Below are 19,791 nucleotides of genomic sequence, written 5' to 3' on the forward strand. Positions count from 1 at the left end.
TCTCGTCATGGCACGCGAAGGCGTGCCATCCACGGCTTGCCTACGTCCCGCAAGGAAGGCGTGGATGCTCGGCCTGCGCCGAGCATGACGTGGTGGACGGAGTTCGTTTTCGCTTAAATCGCATATCTGTTTAGCTCTGAGTGATGGAGACCTGCGACAGATACGGCCGGTCCGCCGTCGCCGGCAGGCCCGACACGTTCTTCGAGGTGGCATAGAGGAAGTCGTAGAAGTAGCCGAAGATCACCGGCGTCTCATCCAGCAGCAGCGTCTCGATCTTGCCGGACACGGCACGCTGGCCGCTGAGATCGAGGGCCTTCACATAGTCGGCGACCAGACCGTCATAGGTCGGGTTCTTGAAATGCGCCGCGTTCCAGGTGCCCGCGCTGACGAACGGGGCATTGAGGAAGACGTTCGGCACGCCGCGACTGCCGTAGTCGGTGATGCCGAGCGGGCTGTCGAGCCAATCGGACTGGCCGAAGGCCGCCTTGCCGTAATAGGCGTCCTGGCTTTCGATATGCAGGTTGATCTTGATGCCGATCTTCTTGGCGAAGCTCTGGATCAGCACGGCGTAATCCGGGATTTCCAGATATTGCTCGGTGGTGAGCGTGACCGAGAAGCCGCCGCCGACGCCGGCCGCTTCCAGCAGCTCCCGTGCTTTTTTGAGGTCCAAGTCCCGCTGCGGCACAGAGAGGTCTGTCGAGGGAAAGGCCGAGGAGAAGGGGCTGTCGTTGCCGACCTGCGCGTGGCCCTGGAACAGACCCTTCACCAAGGCCTTGCGGTTGATGGACAGAGCCAGCGCCTGGCGCACGCGCTTATCGCGGAACGGCCCGGTCTCGCAGTTCATGTGGACCTGCTGATGCGCGGTCGACTTGCAACTGATGACCTTGAAGTCCTTGTTGTTGATAATCGCGCGCCCGGAGGCCACGGGCAGTTGCGCGATCATATCCACCTGGCCGCCCTGCAAGGCCAGAACCTGCGGCTGGATGTCGGAGTAGAAGGTGAACTCGACGCGGTCGAGCAGCGCCTTCGGACCCCAATAGGCGTCGTTGCGCACGAAGGAGCAGCCGGTCTTGGGAATATACTTCTCAAGCTTGAAGGGGCCGGTGCCGATGAAGGTCTGCTCGAAGCCGCCGGTATAGTTCGCCGGCAGAATGATCATGTTGTAATTGTCGGAAGACAGGACGTACGGGAAATTGCCGTTTGGCGCGTCGAGATGGAATGCGACCGTCAGATCATCGATCTTCTTGGATGAGCCGGGCGACAGCACGCCCTTGAAGGCCGATAGCGCATTGGACGCGTTCTTCGGATTGACCAGCCGCTCGACGCTGGCCACGACCGCATCGGCATTCATTGGCTCGCCATTGGTGAACTTCACGCCGGAGCGGAGCTTGAAGGTCCAGACAGAGCCATCCGTATTGGGTGACCAACTCGTGGCGAGCACGGGAAGAAGCGTATAATCGGGGTTGAGCGCGCAAAGGAACTCGCCGGTCTGGATCGCGACCATGAGGCCGCCGTCATCGGCGATCGTCACCGGATCGATCGCGGCGGCCGGCATCGTCATCGCGATACGCAGCGTGCCGCCTGACGGACCTGCGGCACGAGCGGGCTTACTGGCCGCCATGCCCATGGCGCCGGCAAGCGTGCCGAGGAGCGGGAGGGACAGCCCGAGACGGCTGCCATGCACCAGGAAGCCACGACGATCGACACGCCCGGTCAGGGCATTGTCCATCACATCGTTCTCGGCCTCAGACAGGTTCCGGCGAACCTGGGAAATCAGATCATCACGCTTGGACATCGTATCCTCGTCATTGGCCCGTTGATCGGGCGACCGTGGCTGGGTTCCAAATGGGCAGCGCGGCAGGCGAAATTAGGTCCGTGACATGCGCGCCACACATGGAATGACGGCTCGAAAACGTCCGCTTGTCAAATGACCGAAACCCTTATGCTCTGTGGCCCTGAGGTCTCAGCAAGGATGATGCCAGCGACCAAGGGCGCGCGCAGCCGGACCGTCATCGGATCGACTTGCCTGCACCTTAGGCAGATGGTTGGTGATATCCGTGTTGGATCAGGCGAGGGACTCAGAGTCGGATGGCGGTGATTGACCGGCGATGGCTGCCACTGAATGCACTGCGCGCGTTCGAAGCGGTGGGACGTCACCTCAGTTTCACGGGCGGCGCCGAGGCCTTGCATGTGTCACAGAGCGCGCTCAGCCGGCATGTCGCGAGCCTGGAGGATCTGCTCGGGCGCCCGCTGCTGGAGCGACGGCCCCATGGTCTGGTGCTGACAGCGGCGGGCAGCGCCTTGTTGCCCGCCATCAACAAGTCCTTCGACCGGCTGGAAGAGGTGATGAACAGCATCCTGCGGGAGGAGGTTGGGCATCAGCGCCGGCTGCGCGTCCATGTAGCGCCGTCCTTCCTGCATCAGGTTGCCTTGCCGGTGCTGGGCGATTTCCGGCGGGAGTTTCCCGACATCCTGATCGATGTGTCGAGCGGCTTCGCCATCGGCCTGCCGGCGACGGAGGTGGATGTCGCCGTCGTCTTCGATCGTCCGCAAGCGAGCGATACGGTGCGCGATCTGCTGTGGATGGTGCGCTCGACGCCGGTTTGCGCGCCCTCGGTCGCCGCACGCTGTGCGGGGATGGGGCTGCGCGCGTTCTTATCCGCGAACGAGCTTTTGCACGTGAAGTTCGTGGGCGAGCCGATCGGCGGCCATTGGGCGCATTTCGCGCGGCAGCGGGGATTCACCCTGGAGGCGCGGGGCGGCATGGCCTTCGATACGATCACCCTGGCGGTGCAATACGCCACGGCGGGGCAGGGCGTGGTGCTGGCGGATGTCGATATGTTTGCGCCTGAATTGGCGCGCGGCAGCCTCGTCGCGCCCTATGACGAGATCGTCGAGGAAGGCTACGGGTATTATCTCGCCTTCCATTCGGAGGATCTCGGCGACCCCGCCATCAGCCTGTTCCGGTCCTGGATGATCGCCCGTCTGGGGCGCGCAACGCGTCAGGCGTCTTCCGCGTCTTCGCCGACCAGTGCGATGTCGGCATAGATTTCGGCGAGGGGGATTTCGATGCCGATTTCGTTCAGCCGCAGAACGTCGTCGGCCTGGACGATCTCGGCGACCCAATCTTCACCCTTGCGGCTGAAGACGGTAGCGCCGGCATCCGTCTGCGTCAGGATGACGTAGCGCTGGATGGAGGGCGTGGCGCGATATTCGGCGTTCTTGGTGACGACGTCCGTGTGAGCCGTACCGGCGCTCAGGATTTCGAAAACCACGACCGGATCTTGAACGACGGTTGAGCGTGGAGGAACCGGCGTGCAGATGACGAAGGCGTCAGGATAGCGAATTCTCCCAGCGACCTCGATCTTTAGCTCACTGCCATAGGGGCGGCATGGCTGCCCGCGAAGGCGGGTTCCCAAGGCGATGATGAGGTTTCGTTGAATGCCCGCATGCGCTTCGGTTCCGCCCGGCATCGCCACGGGCTGAAAACCATCGAACTCATAGCGCAGCTCTTGCCTGTGTTCCCAGGCGAGGAATTGATCGATCGTAATGCCTGTGCGCAGAGCGACATTCATGGTCGGATCCTAGCAGAATTTTGGATTTGGCGTATAACGCTGCGCTCATCCGCCCTACGTGGATTGTAGGGCGGATGAGTGCAGCGTTATCCGCCACGTCCCATCAATCGGCAGCGAGGGCCATCTGCTTGCGGGCCATCGTCTGGCGCACATACTCTTCCGTCTCGGTCCCGATCCGATCCGCGTAATTGGCCATGACGTGATCGGCGCCCTCATAGACGCGGTAATCGATCGAAACGCCCTTCTGGGTGTTCAGCTTGTCGACCAGCTTCCGCACACCAGGCTCGGCCACCATCTCATCGGCATCGCCATGGATCAGCAAGCCGCCGGTGGGGCAGGGTGCCAGGAAGCCGAAATCGTAATGCGTGGCGGGCGGCGCGACGCTGATCCAGCCCGAAATCTCGGGGCGGCGCATGAGAAGCTGCATGCCAACAAAGGCGCCGAAGGAATAGCCTGCGATCCAAAGTCCGCCGGAGTTCGGGTTGACCGACTGCATCCAGTCCAACGCGCCCGCGGCATCGCTGATCTCGCCAATGCCACCGTCATACTTGCCCTGGCTGCGACCGACGCCCCGGAAATTGAAGCGCATCACGGAAAAGCCCAGGCGCTGGAAGGCCTGAAACATCACATAGGTGATGCGGTTATTCATCGTTCCGCCGTGCAGCGGATGTGGGTGGAGAACGAGCGCGAGGGGCGCCCCGGTCTCTTTGCTGTGGTGGTAGCGGCCTTCCAAACGACCGTCGGGACCGGCGAACATCACTTCAGGCATGGCAATCAAACCTATTTTTGATAGCGATTGGGCCACCCCGCATGCCGGGCGGCCATCCAAGGCACGTCAATTCCGTACGTCTCCGAAGCCTCACCCGCATCCGCTTTCATTTCGCGCCCGTATAAGTGGCGTAAAAGGGCGGTGGCTCAGCGGCACCGTGCGCGTCGTCACAGCATCGTCGATCTCGTCGGGTTAACCTGGCGGTGACCCAAGCCGTGCGACTGACGATGATCAAGACGCGGCCTGGAACAGGATCGGGCGGGTAGGCGAGGCATGTTCAATGGCAAGCATGCCGGCAGTCCTTATTGCCGCCGGGCAGAATATGATATTAAGGCCTGCCTAACCGGGTTTCATACGGAAATGTCGCATGGCCTTCATGTTTCTGCGCGAAAGCATCCGGGCCTATCGTGAGCGGGACCCTGCCGCGCGGTCCAGCCTCGAGGTGTTCTTCTGCTATCCGGGCCTCCATGCGGTCCTGTGGCATCGCGCCGCGCACCGGCTGTGGCAGCTCGGGCTGCGGTCCAGCGCACGCTTCGTCTCTAATATGGGGCGGTGGCTGACCGGAATCGAGATCCATCCGGCCGTTAAACTCGGCCGGCGCCTCGTCATCGACCACGGCATGGGCCTGGTCATCGGGGAGACGGCCGAGGTCGGCGATGACGTGACGCTCTATCATCAGGTGACGCTGGGTGGCACCTCCCTCAGCCACGGCAAACGGCACCCGACCGTCGGTGACGGCGTCATCATTGGCGCGGGGGCGAAGGTGCTGGGGGCCATCACCATCGGCGCCGGCGCGCGCATCGGCGCCAATGCGGTGGTGACGCAGTCCGTGCCGGCAGGCCTGACCATGGTCGGCATCCCGGCCCGGCCGATCGATCGCCATCGGCGCGCCCCGGCCTTCGACCCCTATGGCACACCCTGCGGGGAGATGATCGATCCGCTGGTGCGCGACATCGAGAGCCTGCGGGCCGAACTCTCCGATCTCGAAAGCCGCGTCTCCCGCATGGCGGTCGCGCGCCGAGAGACGGCGGATTGATGCCGTCCGGCCGCGTCTATCTCGACGCCAATGCGACCGAGCCGCTACGGCCTGAAGCGCGGGCGGCCGTCATCGCCGCGCTCGACCGGCTCGGCAACCCCTCCTCGATCCACGGTGACGGCCGCGCCGCCCGGCGGCTTTTGGAAGATGCACGCGAGAGCATCGCCGCGCGCTTCGGCGCCGCCCCGCGCGACGTTATCTTCACCTCCGGCGGCACGGAAGCGAATGTCCTGGCGATCCATGGCCTGGCTGGCTCCGGGCCTATTCTGCGGGGCGCGACCGAACATCCAGCGGTAATCGCCGCTGCCGGGGACGGTGCCGTTATCCTGCCCGTGGACGCGGACGGCCTCATTGATCTCACCGAATTGCCAGCGCGCCTGGCGGCGATCAAGCCGACGCTCGTTTGCCTGATGCTCGCCAATAACGAGACGGGCACCCTCCAACCCATTGCGGAGGTTGCGGCACTCTGCCGCGCGGCGGGCGCCCTTTTGCATGTCGATGCCGTCCAGGCGGCGGGGCGGATCTCCGTCGATCTGGCCAGTTTAGGCGCCGACAGCCTGTCAATCTCTGCCCACAAGCTCGGCGGCCCAACCGGCGCTGGCGCCCTGCTTCTGGCGCCCGAAGCGGCCGCGCGCCTGGTGCCTCTGCTGGTCGGCGGCGGGCAGGAACGCGGCCGGCGCGGCGGCACGCCGGCGCTCAGCAATATTGCGGGTTTCGCCGCAGCGGCCTTGGCGGCCCAACCGGAGACCGCCAGGGCGCTCGCGGGAATGCGCGATGCGATCGAGGCGGCGGCTATCGCGGCCGGCGGCATCGTGGTGGGCGGCGGCGGGCCCCGCCTGGCCAATCCGCGTCTGCCCAATACGACCTGCATCGCCCTTGCCGGTGTGCGCGCCGAATCACAGGTCATCGCCCTGGATCTTGCCGGCTTCTCGGTTTCCGCCGGCGCCGCCTGCTCTTCCGGCAAGGTGGCGCGCAGCCATGTGCTGGAGGCAATGGGCCTCGGCACCCTGGCGGGTGAGGCCATTCGCGTCTCGCTGCCCTGGAATGCCACACCCGATCATGTCACGGCCTTCGCCGCCGCTTATCGGGTGATGGCGCAGCAGATGAGGCGCAAGGCCGCATGATCTACCTCGATCATCACGCCACCACGCCCTGCGATCCGCGCGTGCTGGCGGCGATGCTGCCCTGGTTCACGGCGCGTTTCGGCAATGCCGGGAGCGTTGAACATCCGTTTGGCCGTGACGCGGCCGAAGCGGTGGAGGAGGCGCGGGACCATGTCGCGCAACTGATCGGCGCGACCTCCTCCGAAATCGTCTTCACCTCCGGGGCGACCGAATCCAACAATCTCGCCATCAAGGGCGCGGCTCGGATGGCGATGACCCTCGGCGACCCGCGTCGGCGCATCGTGACCCTGGCCACCGAACATCATGCGGTGCTCGACTGTGTGGCGGATCTGGCCGCTGAGGGCTTCGAGCCGTTGGTGCTGCCCGTCGGGCCAAGCGGGTTGCTCGATCCGGCCGTACTCGCCGAGGCGCTGCGCGTGCCGACCCTGCTCGTCAGCATCATGGCGGTGAATAATGAAATCGGCGTTGTGCAGGACCTGTCGATGCTCGGGGCCATGGTGAAGGCGGCTGGCAGCGCTTTCCATATCGATGCCGCCCAGGGCGCCGGGCGCATTCCGCTCGATGTCACCGCCATGCAGGCCGATCTGCTCTCCCTCTCGGGCCACAAGATGTACGGCCCCAAGGGCGTCGGCGCCCTCTATGTTCGGCGCCGCCCGCGCATGCGTCTGGCACCCCTGATGTCAGGCGGCGGGCAGGAGCGTGGGCTACGCCCAGGCACCCTTCCGGTGCCGCTGATCGTGGCGATGGGGGAGGCCGCGCGCCTGTCGCAGAGCGAAGGGCCGGCGGATGCGCGACGCATGAGCCGCCTCGGAAGTCGGCTGCTCGACCGGCTGCGATCGGAGATTCCGGACCTCGTCCTGAACGGCGATGCCACACGCCGCGTGCCGGGCAACCTCAATCTGACCTTCCCAAGCGGCGACTCGGTCAGCCTGATGGGCGCGGCGCCGGACCTCTGCGTCTCGACCAGTTCGGCCTGCACCACGACCGCCGATGGCCGCGTCGGCGCCAGCCATGTCCTCACCGCCATCGGCCTGACGGTGGCGCAGGCACGCCGCAGCTTGCGTATCGGATTGGGACGAACTACCTCCGATTCCGATGTGGATGCGGCAGCCGACATGATTGTGGCCGCTGCCCTCCACCAAGACGCGGCGGTGGCCCGGTCGGCTGTGGACTGACCGACGGGCCGTTCGACACCAAGGGATATGAGAGCCGATGCCGAAGATGACCTTCGTCGAGCGCGACGGAACCAGCCGCGAAGTGGACGCGCCGATCGGCCTCTCGGTGCTTGAGGTGGCGCACAAGCACGGCGTCGATCTGGAGGGCGCCTGCGAGGGCTCGCTCGCCTGCTCGACCTGCCATGTGGTGATCGACCCGGATTGGTTCGAGCGGCTGACGCCGCCCACCGAGGACGAAGAGGATATGCTCGACCTCGCCTTCGGCTTGCAGGAAACGTCGCGCCTTGGCTGCCAGATCGTCATGGACGAGGCGTTGGACGGTTTGGTCGTGCGGCTTCCCGCCGGAACCCGCAACGCCCAGGGGTAAGTCTTTGTCGGCGCCTTACCCGAAGGCGCCGACCTCATGGCAGACCGCCGTGCTGATCTCCCGGACGAGCGCGAAATAGCGTCGGATCGGGCTGAAAATCTCCTCGTGCTCGCGCTCATAGGCCATGGCATTCGGCGATGTGCCCGGCTCCGCGAAGTCGGTGCCGGAGGTATCGTCCGGCGCGCTGGGGAAGATGCGCTCCAAGGTGGCGAGCGCCGCCGGCACGTCCAACCGCAGCAGCCGCTGTTGCAGGCCCGTTCGCATCACGCCCATGCGCGGCGCGAAATCCGGAATGGTCGCGGTCAAAATCCAGATGCGGTGAATGGCGGCCAGGCGAATGGCATGCAGCAGCAGCTCCCGCTCCGGCATCGTCGGTGCATCGGGCCAGGCGGCGCGGAGTGCCAGATGGTCGGCATGGACGCGGCGGAACATCGCCCGCACATCAGACCAGATATCGAGCTGCTCCAAGCCACCGGCTACCGCCGTCAGTGCCTCACGCCGGCCGGGGATTTGGCTATGGCCCGCGCGGTCGAGCCAGGTGCCGGGGTCCAGCGTCTCGACCACCGCGCGCAACACATCCAGATGGGAATGGCGCATGGCGTGGGAAGCGAAATCCATCGAGCGGCGGAAGCGCGGACTGGTGCGGCGCAGCTCCGTCACCGTGTCCGGGTTGCGGCTGGCCGCGAAGCCTAGGCCATGCAGCGTATTCGCGCACCAGCCGAGCTGCTGCAGGATGGCGTTGTTGGGAATGGCCCGCAGCTCGCGCGGATGGCTGATGAGGGCAGGGCCGCCGGAACTGTCGCTCTGCCGCGCGGCCGGGCGGGAGCCGGTGCGGTCGATCAGCGCCGGGCCGAAGGTGCCCAGAATGGCAGCATAGCCGGGATCCTCGACCAGCTCTTCCATGTTCGACCGGATGGTGGCGAAGAAATCTGCCGCGAAGTCGGGGTCGGCATAGATCGGATCCTCGGCCTCATCGACGCGGGCGAGGGCGAATTCGGCGATGCGCAGGATCACCGATTGCGCCAGCGCCGGGGTGCCGAACAGCAGATAGCCGTCGCCGCCCTGGAAGGCGGCTTCCTCGCGATAGCCGATGCCGGCGGCATCAAAGGCCCGGCGGCCGGCGGCCGGCGACAGATAGGCGAAACGGTCCAACAGCGAGCCGGGATGTGCGCCGCGCCCGATGCTTTCGCCATGCGTGTCGAAGAGCACGATCTCGACGCCCTTCAGCCCATGCTTGACCATCGCCTCGCACAGCTTCAGGCGCAGCCGCTCGATCAGATAGGTGGCGGCGATCTGGCCGACATAGCGGCCGGAATCGGAATAGCCGAATTGGACGCACAGCTTGCCGGTGCGGCGCAGATAGGCGCGGTAATGCGGGCTGCGCAGCGCTTCTTCGATGATGCGGCCGCCGGAACTCAGCGCCTCCGCCGTTTCGAACAGCGGGCTGATCTCGATCTTGTCTTCGATCCCGAACAGCCGCGCGAAATACAGCGCCGTCAGCAGGGTATAGCCCGTCTCGGTCTCGGCGATCAGGAAGCGCACGGGGCTCGCGGAATCGATGTGCTTGACCATCTGGGCGACGGTCATCATCAGCCGCGCCGCCGAGGCCTGCTCGGCCATCAGCGTGCCAAAATTGATCGTCTCGGGCTCCAGCGTGTCGAGCGCGGCATTGATCGCGCCCAGCAACACCCGCCGGCGGGACGGATCGGCCGGTGGGTCCGCAAGGCCGAGGCGCTGGCGCACGCCGTTATGGAGCTGTGCGGAGTTCAGCCGCACATGGGTATGGGCGAGGCCGAGATTGTGGGAAACTAGGCCGGCCCGCGCGATGAGCAGAGCGCGCTTTTCGGCGTCATCCGCCTGGGCGAGCGCATCGGGGAATAGCGCGAGCAGCGGTTCCGGCGTCACCAGCGCTTCATCGCGCCGGCTAACCAGGGCCTGGGCGAAGGCCGCGACCTCGGTGGCGTCGGTGCCGTTCGGCGCGGCGGCAAGCTGATCCCGCACGGCGGCGACGGCGGCCTGGGTCCGGGCGAGCAGGGCGCCGGCGCTGGGCAGCGGTGCCAACTGCGCCTCGACGCGCTCCAACTGATACAGCTTCATGCGCAACCGCAGGCGCAGCGTGTCCCACCAGCCGATATCGGTGCGGCCATCGGTGTCGTAGCCGACCCAGGTGGTGAGCGTGATGGGGCTGGGCGCGAGATCCAGCCAGCGGCCTGCCCAGGTGGCATGGGCGGCATCCAGAATGGCGCCGGTCAGCAGGTCGAGCGCATCGCGCCCACGGGCGATGGCGGCATGGGCCTGGTCGAACTCATCTTCCAGCGTCACAGGCAGGGGGCGATGGGTGGTGAAACAGGCGGCCGGGTCGGCGTCGCCGGAGGCCGCGCCGGCCAGCGCCTGACCCACCGGCAGCGGCAATGAAAAGGTCGGGTGGGCCGTGAAGACGGCGGAGAAGCGCGTGTGTTCCACCGCGCGGCGGAACTGGGCGAAGGGCACGGCACTGTCATTCGGGTCGGGCCGCACAAGGCGGGCGGCGAGGGTGGCCATGGCGTCCACCGGGCCGACCTCAGCGTTCAGGCCGACATAGGCCGCGATCCGCTCGGCTCGGTGCTGGAAGGCTTCATCGCGCAGCCAACAGACAAGGCCGCTGAGGGCGCCTTCGGTGAGGGCGCCCTGATCGATCCGCCGGGAGATGGCGAGCGCCACGGTCATGACCGGATTGCTGAAGGGGTCTTCCGCCGCTCGGCCGAGGGCGGCCGTCATGAGGCTGATCAGATCCGCTCCGAGGGCCGAGATCTCCTCGGGCTGGTCGAAACCGGGGGCGCTGTCGGCGGGGGCGTTCTGGTCCTGCATGGTTCTATTGTGCACCGCAGCGGCGCGGGAGCAATCGTTACGTGGGGGGTGCGGCGGCTTTTTTTGGGGTGCGGACGATGCTCTTGATCCCTCTCTTGATCCTTGGGCGCGGCTGCCCTAAGAGAGCGCCACCGCGCGCGGCTTGGCGCGGCCTGCGATGTCCCGTTCGTCTAGAGGCCTAGGACGCTGCCCTCTCACGGCGGCAACACCGGTTCGAATCCGGTACGGGATACCAATCTTTTCAAAGACACGAAACCTAGCGCCTCAGCATGATGCTAGGGGCCTGATCGACACAGGGGCCGCTCCATTGCCGCCCTACACAATCCGCACCCCGCGAAGGTTCCAGGCCGGCTCACTCCAAAAGCTGTCGACTTCGAACCGACGCCACAGATCGGGTGGGAGAATGCTCTGCCGTTCGTTTGGCCTTACCGCATTTCCCACCTTGTGCAGCCCCGGTGTCCCCAGCCGCGCATCGAATTCGTTGGCGTCGAGGGTGACGCTCTCAAAGTCATGCTGGAAGGGTGGGAGCCCTGTGAAATCATAGATAGCGTCGAGCGCCCTCTGCGGCTCCCGAGTCAATGTTTCATAGGACACAAGAAGAAGGCGGTCGGACTCTTCGCTGTGCATGGCTTGCTTCAGGGCGTTGTAGGCGAAACCCACCAGCCCACTGCTACTCACTAGTCCCTCCACTCGAGAATAGACCGTGCCTCCAGGATCGAAGTTGAATATCTTCGACAGCTCCCATCTATTCTGTTGCGTGAGCCGCTCGATGCTGTCCAGCACCCAAGGAAGGTGCCGCACACAGCAAACGACTTTGGCATTCGGAAACAGGGCCGCCACGACATTGAGCTTCGCGCACCAAAGCCTGTTCGTGTCGAATACCGTCTGTGTTTGCGATATTGCCCCGTAGTAGCCATCGAAAACGCCCCGCAGGATCGCTTTGCGCTGCGTATCATCGATAAAAATGGCGCTCTCGTTACCCTGGCTCATCTCGCGCAGCAACATGGAGATGAGCGAGCCAATGGGGCTGGTGATGCCCGCGTGCACATCGGGGTTTTGCCGCAACAATGCCGCCAGCAAGGCCGACCCCGAACGCGGCAGGCCGGAGATGAAGTGGAGTCCGGTATGCACAGAGAACTCCGATCATGTTAGACCCAGATCGTATCAGGTTGAATCGGCGCGCGATTGAACCTGATACGTGACGCTGTCTCTGAATAAGGTCCGACAGCGCTACGCGCTCGCACGATCCTGGGCGAGGAAGGCCCGTGCCGCCAAATGTTTGCGCAAACGCTCGATCTCAGGACCCGCGACGCGAAGCGGGGCGTATCCCAGCGCATCCATGACGAGTGCAATGTCCTGGGCTTCCGAACCCCAGGCGGGATAAAGATCAGTCGATCGACTGCCGAAGAATGCATTTCGATCGCCGGTATCAAGGTAACTTTCAGCCGGCAGTCCCTCAGCTAAAACAACCGCGTGGGCAGGCAGCTCCACGTGATAGTAATGCGCCGTCACGACCTCGACCTGTCGGATTGTGCTGCCGTTGATGAGGTGTTTAATCGGAATAAGAACAGCCTCCGCGAAGATGGCATGATCTGGCGACAGAAAAAGATCATCCGTCGGCAGACCGTTTCCAAATGCACCCGCGGAAATACGAACGGGATTGACCTTATGGGGCGCGGGGTGACGGTCGCATCGGACTTCACGATGACCAATCCATATGACTGGCTGGCTGTCGTCGAGGGTCAAGACTTTGTCACCCACCCTGAGGTCTTCCACCCGGATTTGACCGCGCTTCGTCGCGATATGGGTGCCATGACCGAAGCAGGGCGCCACGCCGACGATCACGTCGTCTGCTCCGCTAACCTCCGAAAAGGTGAAAGTCTCCTGCACGCCGGGAATGATCACGCTGACCGGACCGCCCGCACCGTCGAGGGTGAGCGTCGTTCCGTCATAGCTGTGGCCGGTCAGATCCAGGTCATCGACCTGAAGAGTGTCGCCGTGCGTGAAGCCGGTGATCGTATTGGTCGGGGCCACCGACGTCGCGAATTCCAACACGGCGCCCCCGGGCGTCGCGAAAGCGATTTTACCTGAGCCCGCAGCACCCGAGGCCGCGAGATCCAAGGTTCCCGACGTGAGCGTTATGCCGCCTGTGAAGGTATTGGCCGCGGCAGCAATGCTGACAGTCCCCGTGCCATCGACATTCAGGCTCACCGCCCCGTACGCATTGTCGGCAGGGTTCCCGTTGCCTCCAGTTTCTTCCGAGCTGGCGTTATCCGACCCCTCCTGATCAGCGATTGCGTCGCCGATCGTCAGCGTCTGTCCGGCTGCGGGGGCAAGGTTGATGGTATCATTCCCCTCGCCGAAGATCCCGGAACCGAAAGCTTGACCCGATCCAGCGCCCTCAGCGCCCTGGCCGCCCGTGACGCTACCGCCACTGAACGAGCCGGCGCCAATCGTCAGCTTCCCGCCCTGCTGGACGAATATGCCACCGCCCGCTCCCAAACCGCCACCGCCACCGTAATTGATACGCGCGGCGTTGCCATCGGGCCCGTAGCCAAATTGCGCACCCCCACCACCGCCAAAGCCGCCTGCAGTGCCGGTGCTGATGCCGTAGCCTGCGTCGCCATTACCGGCGCCCCAGCCGGCCCCCGAGCCCATCCCACTTCCAGCAACGCCACCTGCATCGCCGCCGCCGCCGCCGCCAAAGCCACCGCCGCCACCGCCACCCCCACCGCCACCAAAGCCGCCGTTGCCTGCCGCCGGCCTGAAACCGGATGCACCGGTGCCGCTGACGTATTGTTCGTTTCCGCCGGCGGTGCCACCAACCCCGCCACCCCCGCCGAAGCCGTAGCCCCCGCGCAGGTTCGGGGGAGAATATGCCCCAGCGCCGCCGCCGCCGCCGCCATTCGCGCCACCCGCGCTACTTCCCGTGCCCGCAGTTCCCGCGCCTGCGGGGCCTGCGCCCACGATCAAGCCGGCGCCGGGAGCGGTGTTATAGGACCCCCCGAAGGCCGAAACACCGACGCCGCCACCGGCACCAGCAAACGTCTTTCCCATAAAATTATTGGCGTAAGTCCCGGCCGTCGCCTCCGCAGGCCCACCCGAGCCGCCAAGCCCGCCGCCGCCACCGCCACCGGTGCCACCATAGGTCACGCCATTGTCTGTGAATGTGGTCGTGGCACCGCCCTGCCCACCAACCGCCTGATCGTCTTTGAACGAGACGCCGTCCAGAGTGACGTTCGCACCGGATGCGACGAAGAGACCGCCGCCGAGGCCGGCCCCCGCGCCCCCACCGCCCAAACCGCCCGCGCCACCCTGGGCACGCATATCGTTCAGCCCAAGGTTCTCAATCGTCGTTGTGCCCGCATACGCGAAGATGCCACGGTACATTCCGGCGCCGTCCAGCACGTGACCCTCGCCGTTGATAGTAAGGCTTTCGCCTGCCTCCAAGTCGATGGCATCGAGGTCATGATTGAGCGTGATATCGGCGCCAAGGTCGATTTCGATGCTCGTCCCGGCCGGTGCCCCTTGATCCGCGCTATCGATGTCACTTTGCAGTTCCGCTTGAGTAGCCGCGACAAACACTTCAGTCGACATCAGCATTGTCCCATAATGTTCACCGTCCCGCCGATTTCATGGAGTGCATGCGAGGGTATCGGCCTGTCCGCATTGCCGCGGAGAGGCGCTATTGCTGGCAATCCTGCCAGCGGCCATCGATGAAGGAGCAGCCTTTCATATGACCGTACAGAAAGTTCTGATTGCCGACTTCGTATTGCGACCTGGGGTCTGACGGCAACTGCTCCTGAGGCGCTGAGGGCGCCACCGGTTGCGGTATCATCGGGCTGACGGGAGCCTGCGCATATTGGACGAGCGGGTCGTCCACCGGCTGCTGCAGAAGGGCCGCGACCGGATCGCGTGACCATACGACACCATCAATCTGATAGCTGTCCGGACCTTCGAAGTTTAACAGAAGAGGTTGCGCAGGTGGCGGCTGGAATGAGGTGCAGCGAGCCTGAAGTCCGGGCGCTTGTGTGCAAATTTGATGAGGTTTCCAGTCAGAAATCTGCGCCGTCACTCGGATTTCACTGCCCGAAATGGGCGTCGCTTGGAATGTGCCCCAAACGCGCATCCGCGATCCGTTGGGGAGTTGGGTCTCGACAGCGTAGGTGCCGTCACTACCCATGCCGACTGTGGTCTGCACCATGCCGCCTTGCCCGGGCTCCGTCGTGGTCCAGGTGCCGACGAGGTTCGGCGCCTGCTGTGCAAAAGCCGCTGGAACGACGGCCGAAAGTAAAAGACCGCTAAGCCCCGCCAGTTTGCGATGATCGATCCATGGAAAGCATCGTCGTCTGGGTCGAACTCTTCGGTTCAGCGATGCGTGGTCATCAGAAGTCGGCCGCTTCGCAAACCCTGTTTTCCTTAGACGAAGATGCATGGTTTGCCGTGTTCTGTTGGATGGTCGTGATCCCGATCCATCTTGTGCCACGGGATTTGACGACCGATCAAACTAGCTGATCAGCTAGGTATCGATCTCCGATCAGGCCTCTTGAAGGTTTACAGGGCGCCATGAAGCACAAGCAGCGCGGTCGCTTCGGTTCGGCTGCTGGTACCGAGGCGTTTCTTCACGCGCTCGACATGAAAGTGTACGGTTGAGGCGGAAATCGCGACAAGTTGGGCAATTTCCCAGTCGGTTTTTCCAGAGGCCACCCACCGCATGCATTCCAGTTCACGCGCGGTCAGCTGTGGCCTGACGGAGGAGCTTTCGCCCAATCCGGGCGTCGTTCTACACCGAGCATGGAGTGCCAACGACATGACCCATAGCAATGAGATGTCCGATGCGCTGAGATCGAGCGGGCGTTGAGCAGCCAAGCTCACAACCCCTTGGTAGCCTGCCGGACCATGCACCGGAATGACCAAGCCATCTGTCCAGCCGTAGTCATAAGCCATTTGCAAAAGAGTATTTGCGGAAGCGCTCAATGTGCCGCGTGGGAAAATTTCACTCCATAGGAACGGAGTCATACGGCGTTGAGCTTCTTCGATGATAGGATCATCAAAAAATGCCTGATGCTCAGTATAGCGTTCAAGCCAATCTTGGGGCCAATTGTTGAAATAAAAACGATACGCGCGACCGCGACCTATCCCTGTCCAACCACCGCCCGCTCCCGATCGGAAACCAAAATCTGCATATACAATCAAGTATTCAGAGATGAGGGCGGTTATGTCTCCCTCTGTCTGGCAGCGCTGTATCAGACTAAGCCCGACGTCATAGCGTGATCTCAACGGCTCAACTTCCATGATGGTAGAAGATCTCCAAGGTTCGTGGATGGAAAACGGGCTTGTTCGGGACAATCGGAATTAAAACTGACGCAGCCAGGAAAAGCGCGCTCGCGTGTGACGGGGACCTGACCGGGGAGAAGCCTCAGGCAGCTTTTATCCGTCTGCGCATACATCCGCCTACCAAACCAATGAAGGGAGGTTGTCCAAGTCGGGTTCCGACCCAGGAAAACAACGGGGGACCGCGACCATGAGCGACAATTTATATCAGTGGGACGATGCCGACGGCACGGTCTCCGCGTTGATTGTGTCATCGTCCTTGTGCGTGCCAACGAGCGTGATCAGGACGCGCCGACACGGATAGGCGGCATGTGCGACAATCCGATCGCTCATAGCCAGAATGCCCAGCGCATAAGCTGCTGAGCCAGCGCTATCACCCGCCCTTGACCCCGTCTCCCGCTTCCTGCGACATCCTGCGCGCCACAACCCGAGGCAGGAGAGCCGATGCTCCGTTCCGCTCTGCTGGGTCCCTTCGCCGGCACGTTCAGCACCTTCCTGCTCGCCTTTTCGGCGCTCTTCTCCATCGCCAACCCAATCCTCAACGCCATCATCTTCAACCAGATCACCGCAGACCGAACGCATCCGGAGCGTCTGCGCCTGGCCCGGCGCGTCGGCGTCTATTCCCTCATCCTGCTGCTGTTTTCGCTCTGGGTCGGCTCCTATGTTCTCAGCTTTTTCGGCATCACCCTCGGCGCCCTGAAGGTCGCGGGCGGATTGGTGATCGCAGTCGGCGGCTGGCGGCTGTTGAATGCGCCGGAACGCCGCGAGGCCGAGAAGACGCTGCAGGCCCATCAGGAGGGCCGCACCGCCGCCGCCGAAACGGTCGATGATATCGCGCTGTTCCCGATCAGCACGCCCTTCACGATCGGGCCCGGCACTATTTCCGTCGCGATCACGCTCGGCGCGTCACGGCCCGCGACGGGCACCGCATGGCCGTATCTGTTGAGCCTGTCGCTCGCGTGCCTGGTCCTCGCCATCACCATCTGGGTGCTGTTCAGCTACGCGGACAGCATCGGCCGGATCGTTGGCCAGACGGCATCGCGCGCCATCACGCGGCTCTTCGCCCTCATCCTGCTCTGCCTCGGCGTGCAGATCATGGCCTCGGGCGTCGAGACGCTGCTGTTGCCGATCATCGCCGCAGCGCGGAGATAGGCCTGGAGATGGCGATCTGGTCCATCCTGGGCGCATTGACGACCGTGCAGGGCGGCCTGCTGCTCGGCTTTCCCGCTCTCGTCTCGATCACCGATCCCTTCGGCAATTCGGTCGTATTCAGCCAGATGACCGCCGATCGGACGCATGCCGAGCGCATGGTCATGGCGCGGCGGGTCGCGCTCTATGCCCTCATCATCCTGCTGGTCTCGCTTTGGGCTGGGTCGTATGTGCTGAATTTCTTCGGCATCACACTGCCGGCCTTGAAGATCGGCGGCGGCCTGGTGGTGGCGGCCACCGGCTGGCGCATGCTCTATGCTCCGGACGCCGCCGAAGATGACGTCCCCGCACCCGCGGAAGCACAGGGCGACATGACCTTCTTCCCGATCACGATGCCGCTGGTGGTGGGTCCTGGCGCCATTTCGGTTGCCATCGCCCTTGGGGCGACCCGAACGGCAGGTCGCGTCGATGGCGCCTTTCTGGCCGGGGTGTCCTTGGCGGCCGTGGCGGACGTGGTGCTGGTCGCCCTTCTGTTCTCCTATGCGGATAGCTTGTCTCGCTTGCTGGGCCGGGCCGGTTCGCGCGTGGTCAAGCGTATCGTGTCTCTGTTTCTGCTCACCATCGGCGTGCAGATCATGGCTGTTGGCTTGCAGGACATGCTGTTGGCCTTCCTTGCCTCAGCGGGCCGCCAGAATTGACAGAAGGCCGCTGAGCACGCTTCCTGCGGCAGGGGAGGGGCGTCGCTGATGGACCAGAAAATCAAACAGATCGACGTCAGCACCATGCAGGAGCGGGTCTATCAGGAACTGCGCGATGCGCTGTATCAGGGCCGGTTCATGCCCGGCGATACGCTCAATCTTCGCAGCCTTGCGGAAGCGCTTGGCACCAGCCCGATGCCGGTGCGGGAGGCGATCCAGCGCCTGACGGCCGAAAACGCCCTCGTGCAGATGCCGAACCGGGCGACCCGCGTGGTGGCCCTGACGCCGAGCAATTTCGAGGAATGGACCCGCATTCGGGTGGAAGTGGAGGGCTACGCCACCCGTCGCGCCGCGATGCGCGCCACGCCCGAACTCTGCGCCCGGTTGCGGGCCATCAATGAGACATTTCGCGCAGCGGTCGAGGCGGAGGATTCCCATGGCATGCTGCAAGGAAACCAGCGTTTTCATTTTACGATCTATCGCGCTGCCCAGGCGGAGGAGCTTCTCAAGATCATCGAATCGCTCTGGCTGCGTTTCGGGCCAATCCTGGGTTTCGTGCGCAACCTGCCGGGGTCGAGTGTCATGTTCGAACGTGGCGTTCAAATCCATGACCGTGTGATCGCGGCCCTGGAACGGCGCGATGCGCGGGCGGCGCGGGCGGCGCTCACTCTCGACATTCGTGCCGCCGCCTCATGGTTTCACCATCACCACGATTTCAACGAGCCGATCGTCAAACGAGCGGACTAAACAAGACGGAGAAGGTTATGAACGGATCTGCAAAACGGGTCGCGGTGACCGGCGCGTGCGGCAATCTCGGCCGCAAGCTGGTGACCCATCTGATCGCGGCCGATTGGTGCGAGGAGGTCGTGGCCCTCGACCTGATCGCCTATGAGGCCGGCGGCCCTAAAGTCACGGCCGTGGTCGCCGATCTCGCGGACCGGAAAGACCAGCGCTGGCAGGACGCCATTCAGGGTGTCGATGCCATCGTGCATTTCGCCGCCCAGCGCCCGTACGTGGACGCGACATGGGAAGATTCGACGACATCGATCGACATGACCCTGAACCTCACCGGCGCGGCGGTCGAAGCGGGCGTTGGTCGCTTCATCTTCGCCACCTCCAACCACGTCATGGGCGGCTACAAGGAAGACTCAGACAGCATGGCGCCGGGATCGCTGACCGTCGATCTGTCGCCCCGCCCGGGCACGCAGGTGCGCGAGCCGGATGGCAGCCTGTCGCTGCCCTATGCCTATGCGGTCACGAAGCTGACAGGGGAGCGCATTTGCCGGGAGCGGGCGCTGGGCTCGCATGGCACGCTCACCACGGTCGCCGTGCGGATCGGCTGGTGTCAGCCCGGTGTGAACCGCCCCGAAACCCTCAATGCTACGGGCCAACCCGGTGTCGAAGATACCGGCCCGCAGGATGCCGAGGCCAAGCGCGATCTCGCCTGGTTCCGCAATATGTGGCTGTCCAACAGGGACTTCGCCCAGGTCTTTGAGCGTGCGATCCGGGCCGATGCATCCGGCTGGCCCGCGCCCGCCATCATCGTCAACGGCATGTCCAAGAACAGCGGCATGCTGTGGGATATTGCACTGACCGAGCGTCTGCTCGGCTACAGGCCCGAGGATGACGCGGCGACAGGCTGATCGCCGGCCGCCTTGACCGATCTGGCGCCGCACTCGATATGCGGCACCGCCGAACCGTCGCCGACCAACCGAGG

The 19,791-nt window shown here is 64.2% G+C and carries 18 protein-coding genes and 1 tRNA gene; 11 read left to right on the plus strand and 8 right to left on the minus strand.

The genetic code is table 11. The annotated features are described in order from the left end of the window. Positions 1-130: 130 nt before the first annotated feature. Complete coding sequence (locus tag QP803_RS07075) at positions 131-1,795, minus strand: ABC transporter substrate-binding protein (RefSeq protein WP_284947080.1); 1,665 nt, start codon at positions 1,793-1,795, stop codon at positions 131-133. 293 nt (positions 1,796-2,088) lie between these two features. Between QP803_RS07075 and QP803_RS07080 the strand changes: the two genes are divergently transcribed. Next, entirely contained in the window at positions 2,089-3,048 is a 960-nt protein-coding gene (locus tag QP803_RS07080; RefSeq protein ID WP_284947081.1) for a LysR substrate-binding domain-containing protein, read from the plus strand. Here the strand turns inward: QP803_RS07080 and QP803_RS07085 are convergent. Together QP803_RS07085 and QP803_RS07090 are read right to left on the minus strand one after the other, a co-directional pair. Continuing rightward, positions 3,003-3,575, minus strand: coding sequence for a Uma2 family endonuclease (locus QP803_RS07085; protein ID WP_284947082.1), 573 nt, complete (start codon positions 3,573-3,575; stop codon positions 3,003-3,005). The genes QP803_RS07080 and QP803_RS07085 overlap by 46 nt on opposite strands. Before the next feature lie 103 nt (positions 3,576-3,678). After that, on the minus strand, positions 3,679-4,344 hold the full coding sequence (locus QP803_RS07090; protein WP_284947083.1) for an alpha/beta hydrolase: 666 nt from the start codon (positions 4,342-4,344) through the stop codon (positions 3,679-3,681). 367 nt (positions 4,345-4,711) lie between these two features. Between QP803_RS07090 and cysE the strand changes: the two genes are divergently transcribed. Genes cysE through QP803_RS07110 form a run of 4 tightly spaced genes read left to right on the plus strand, consistent with a single transcriptional unit; the run spans position 4,712 to position 8,046 of the window. Beyond that, positions 4,712-5,380, plus strand: a complete 669-nt coding sequence (cysE, locus tag QP803_RS07095; RefSeq protein WP_284947084.1) for a serine O-acetyltransferase — start codon at positions 4,712-4,714, stop codon at positions 5,378-5,380. Beyond that, positions 5,380-6,504 carry a cysteine desulfurase family protein gene (locus QP803_RS07100; protein WP_284947085.1) on the plus strand — a complete coding sequence of 375 codons (1,125 nt, stop codon included), beginning with the start codon at positions 5,380-5,382 and terminating at the stop codon, positions 6,502-6,504. The genes cysE and QP803_RS07100 overlap by 1 nt, the downstream gene beginning before the upstream one ends. Further along, the gene (locus QP803_RS07105; RefSeq protein ID WP_284947086.1) at positions 6,501-7,679 is read left to right on the plus strand and encodes a cysteine desulfurase family protein; all 1,179 of its coding nucleotides are present in this window, start codon (positions 6,501-6,503) and stop codon (positions 7,677-7,679) included. The genes QP803_RS07100 and QP803_RS07105 overlap by 4 nt, the downstream gene beginning before the upstream one ends. Positions 7,680-7,716: 37 nt before the next feature. Beyond that, complete coding sequence (locus QP803_RS07110) at positions 7,717-8,046, plus strand: ferredoxin family 2Fe-2S iron-sulfur cluster binding protein (protein ID WP_284947087.1); 330 nt, start codon at positions 7,717-7,719, stop codon at positions 8,044-8,046. Positions 8,047-8,061: 15 nt separating this feature from the next. Here the strand turns inward: QP803_RS07110 and QP803_RS07115 are convergent, their stop codons facing one another. Further along, positions 8,062-10,893 (minus strand): phosphoenolpyruvate carboxylase, encoded by a 2,832-nt coding sequence (locus tag QP803_RS07115; RefSeq protein WP_284947088.1) that lies wholly within the window; start codon positions 10,891-10,893, stop codon positions 8,062-8,064. A 159-nt stretch (positions 10,894-11,052) separates the two neighbouring features. Here QP803_RS07115 and QP803_RS07120 point away from each other — a divergent pair. Beyond that, positions 11,053-11,128, plus strand: a tRNA-Glu gene (locus QP803_RS07120). Between the two features lie 80 nt (positions 11,129-11,208). Here the strand turns inward: QP803_RS07120 and QP803_RS07125 are convergent. From QP803_RS07125 to QP803_RS07135, 3 genes are all read right to left on the minus strand, one after another. After that, the gene (locus QP803_RS07125; RefSeq protein WP_284947089.1) at positions 11,209-12,024 is read right to left on the minus strand and encodes a sulfotransferase family protein; all 816 of its coding nucleotides are present in this window, start codon (positions 12,022-12,024) and stop codon (positions 11,209-11,211) included. Positions 12,025-12,123: 99 nt separating this feature from the next. Continuing rightward, positions 12,124-14,490, minus strand: coding sequence for a Hint domain-containing protein (locus QP803_RS07130; protein ID WP_284947090.1), 2,367 nt, complete (start codon positions 14,488-14,490; stop codon positions 12,124-12,126). Positions 14,491-14,578: 88 nt separating this feature from the next. Then, positions 14,579-15,097, minus strand: coding sequence for a hypothetical protein (locus tag QP803_RS07135; RefSeq protein WP_284947091.1), 519 nt, complete (start codon positions 15,095-15,097; stop codon positions 14,579-14,581). 128 nt (positions 15,098-15,225) lie between these two features. Between QP803_RS07135 and QP803_RS07140 the strand changes: the two genes are divergently transcribed. Then, the gene (locus tag QP803_RS07140) at positions 15,226-15,408 is read left to right on the plus strand and encodes a hypothetical protein (RefSeq protein ID WP_284947092.1); all 183 of its coding nucleotides are present in this window, start codon (positions 15,226-15,228) and stop codon (positions 15,406-15,408) included. A gap of 39 nt (positions 15,409-15,447) precedes the next feature. On the opposite strand, the gene QP803_RS07145 is transcribed toward QP803_RS07140, so the two are convergent. After that, entirely contained in the window at positions 15,448-16,188 is a 741-nt protein-coding gene (locus tag QP803_RS07145; RefSeq protein WP_284947093.1) for a LuxR family transcriptional regulator, read from the minus strand. Between the two features lie 483 nt (positions 16,189-16,671). Between QP803_RS07145 and QP803_RS07150 the strand changes: the two genes are divergently transcribed. The 4 genes from QP803_RS07150 to QP803_RS07165 are packed head-to-tail and all read left to right on the plus strand — an operon-like array spanning position 16,672 to position 19,717. After that, positions 16,672-17,379, plus strand: coding sequence for a MarC family protein (locus tag QP803_RS07150; RefSeq protein WP_284947094.1), 708 nt, complete (start codon positions 16,672-16,674; stop codon positions 17,377-17,379). A gap of 8 nt (positions 17,380-17,387) precedes the next feature. Next, a complete protein-coding gene (locus QP803_RS07155) occupies positions 17,388-18,074 on the plus strand; it encodes a MarC family protein (RefSeq protein ID WP_284947095.1) in 687 nt (228 codons plus the stop codon). A gap of 48 nt (positions 18,075-18,122) precedes the next feature. Beyond that, positions 18,123-18,821 carry a GntR family transcriptional regulator gene (locus QP803_RS07160; protein ID WP_284947096.1) on the plus strand — a complete coding sequence of 233 codons (699 nt, stop codon included), beginning with the start codon at positions 18,123-18,125 and terminating at the stop codon, positions 18,819-18,821. 17 nt (positions 18,822-18,838) lie between these two features. Further along, positions 18,839-19,717, plus strand: a complete 879-nt coding sequence (locus QP803_RS07165) for an NAD-dependent epimerase/dehydratase family protein (RefSeq protein WP_284947097.1) — start codon at positions 18,839-18,841, stop codon at positions 19,715-19,717. Positions 19,718-19,791 lie beyond the last annotated feature (74 nt).

This window comes from Acidisoma sp. PAMC 29798 (assembly GCF_030252425.1).
GTDB classification, from domain to species: Bacteria; Pseudomonadota; Alphaproteobacteria; order Acetobacterales; family Acetobacteraceae; genus Acidisoma; species Acidisoma cladoniae.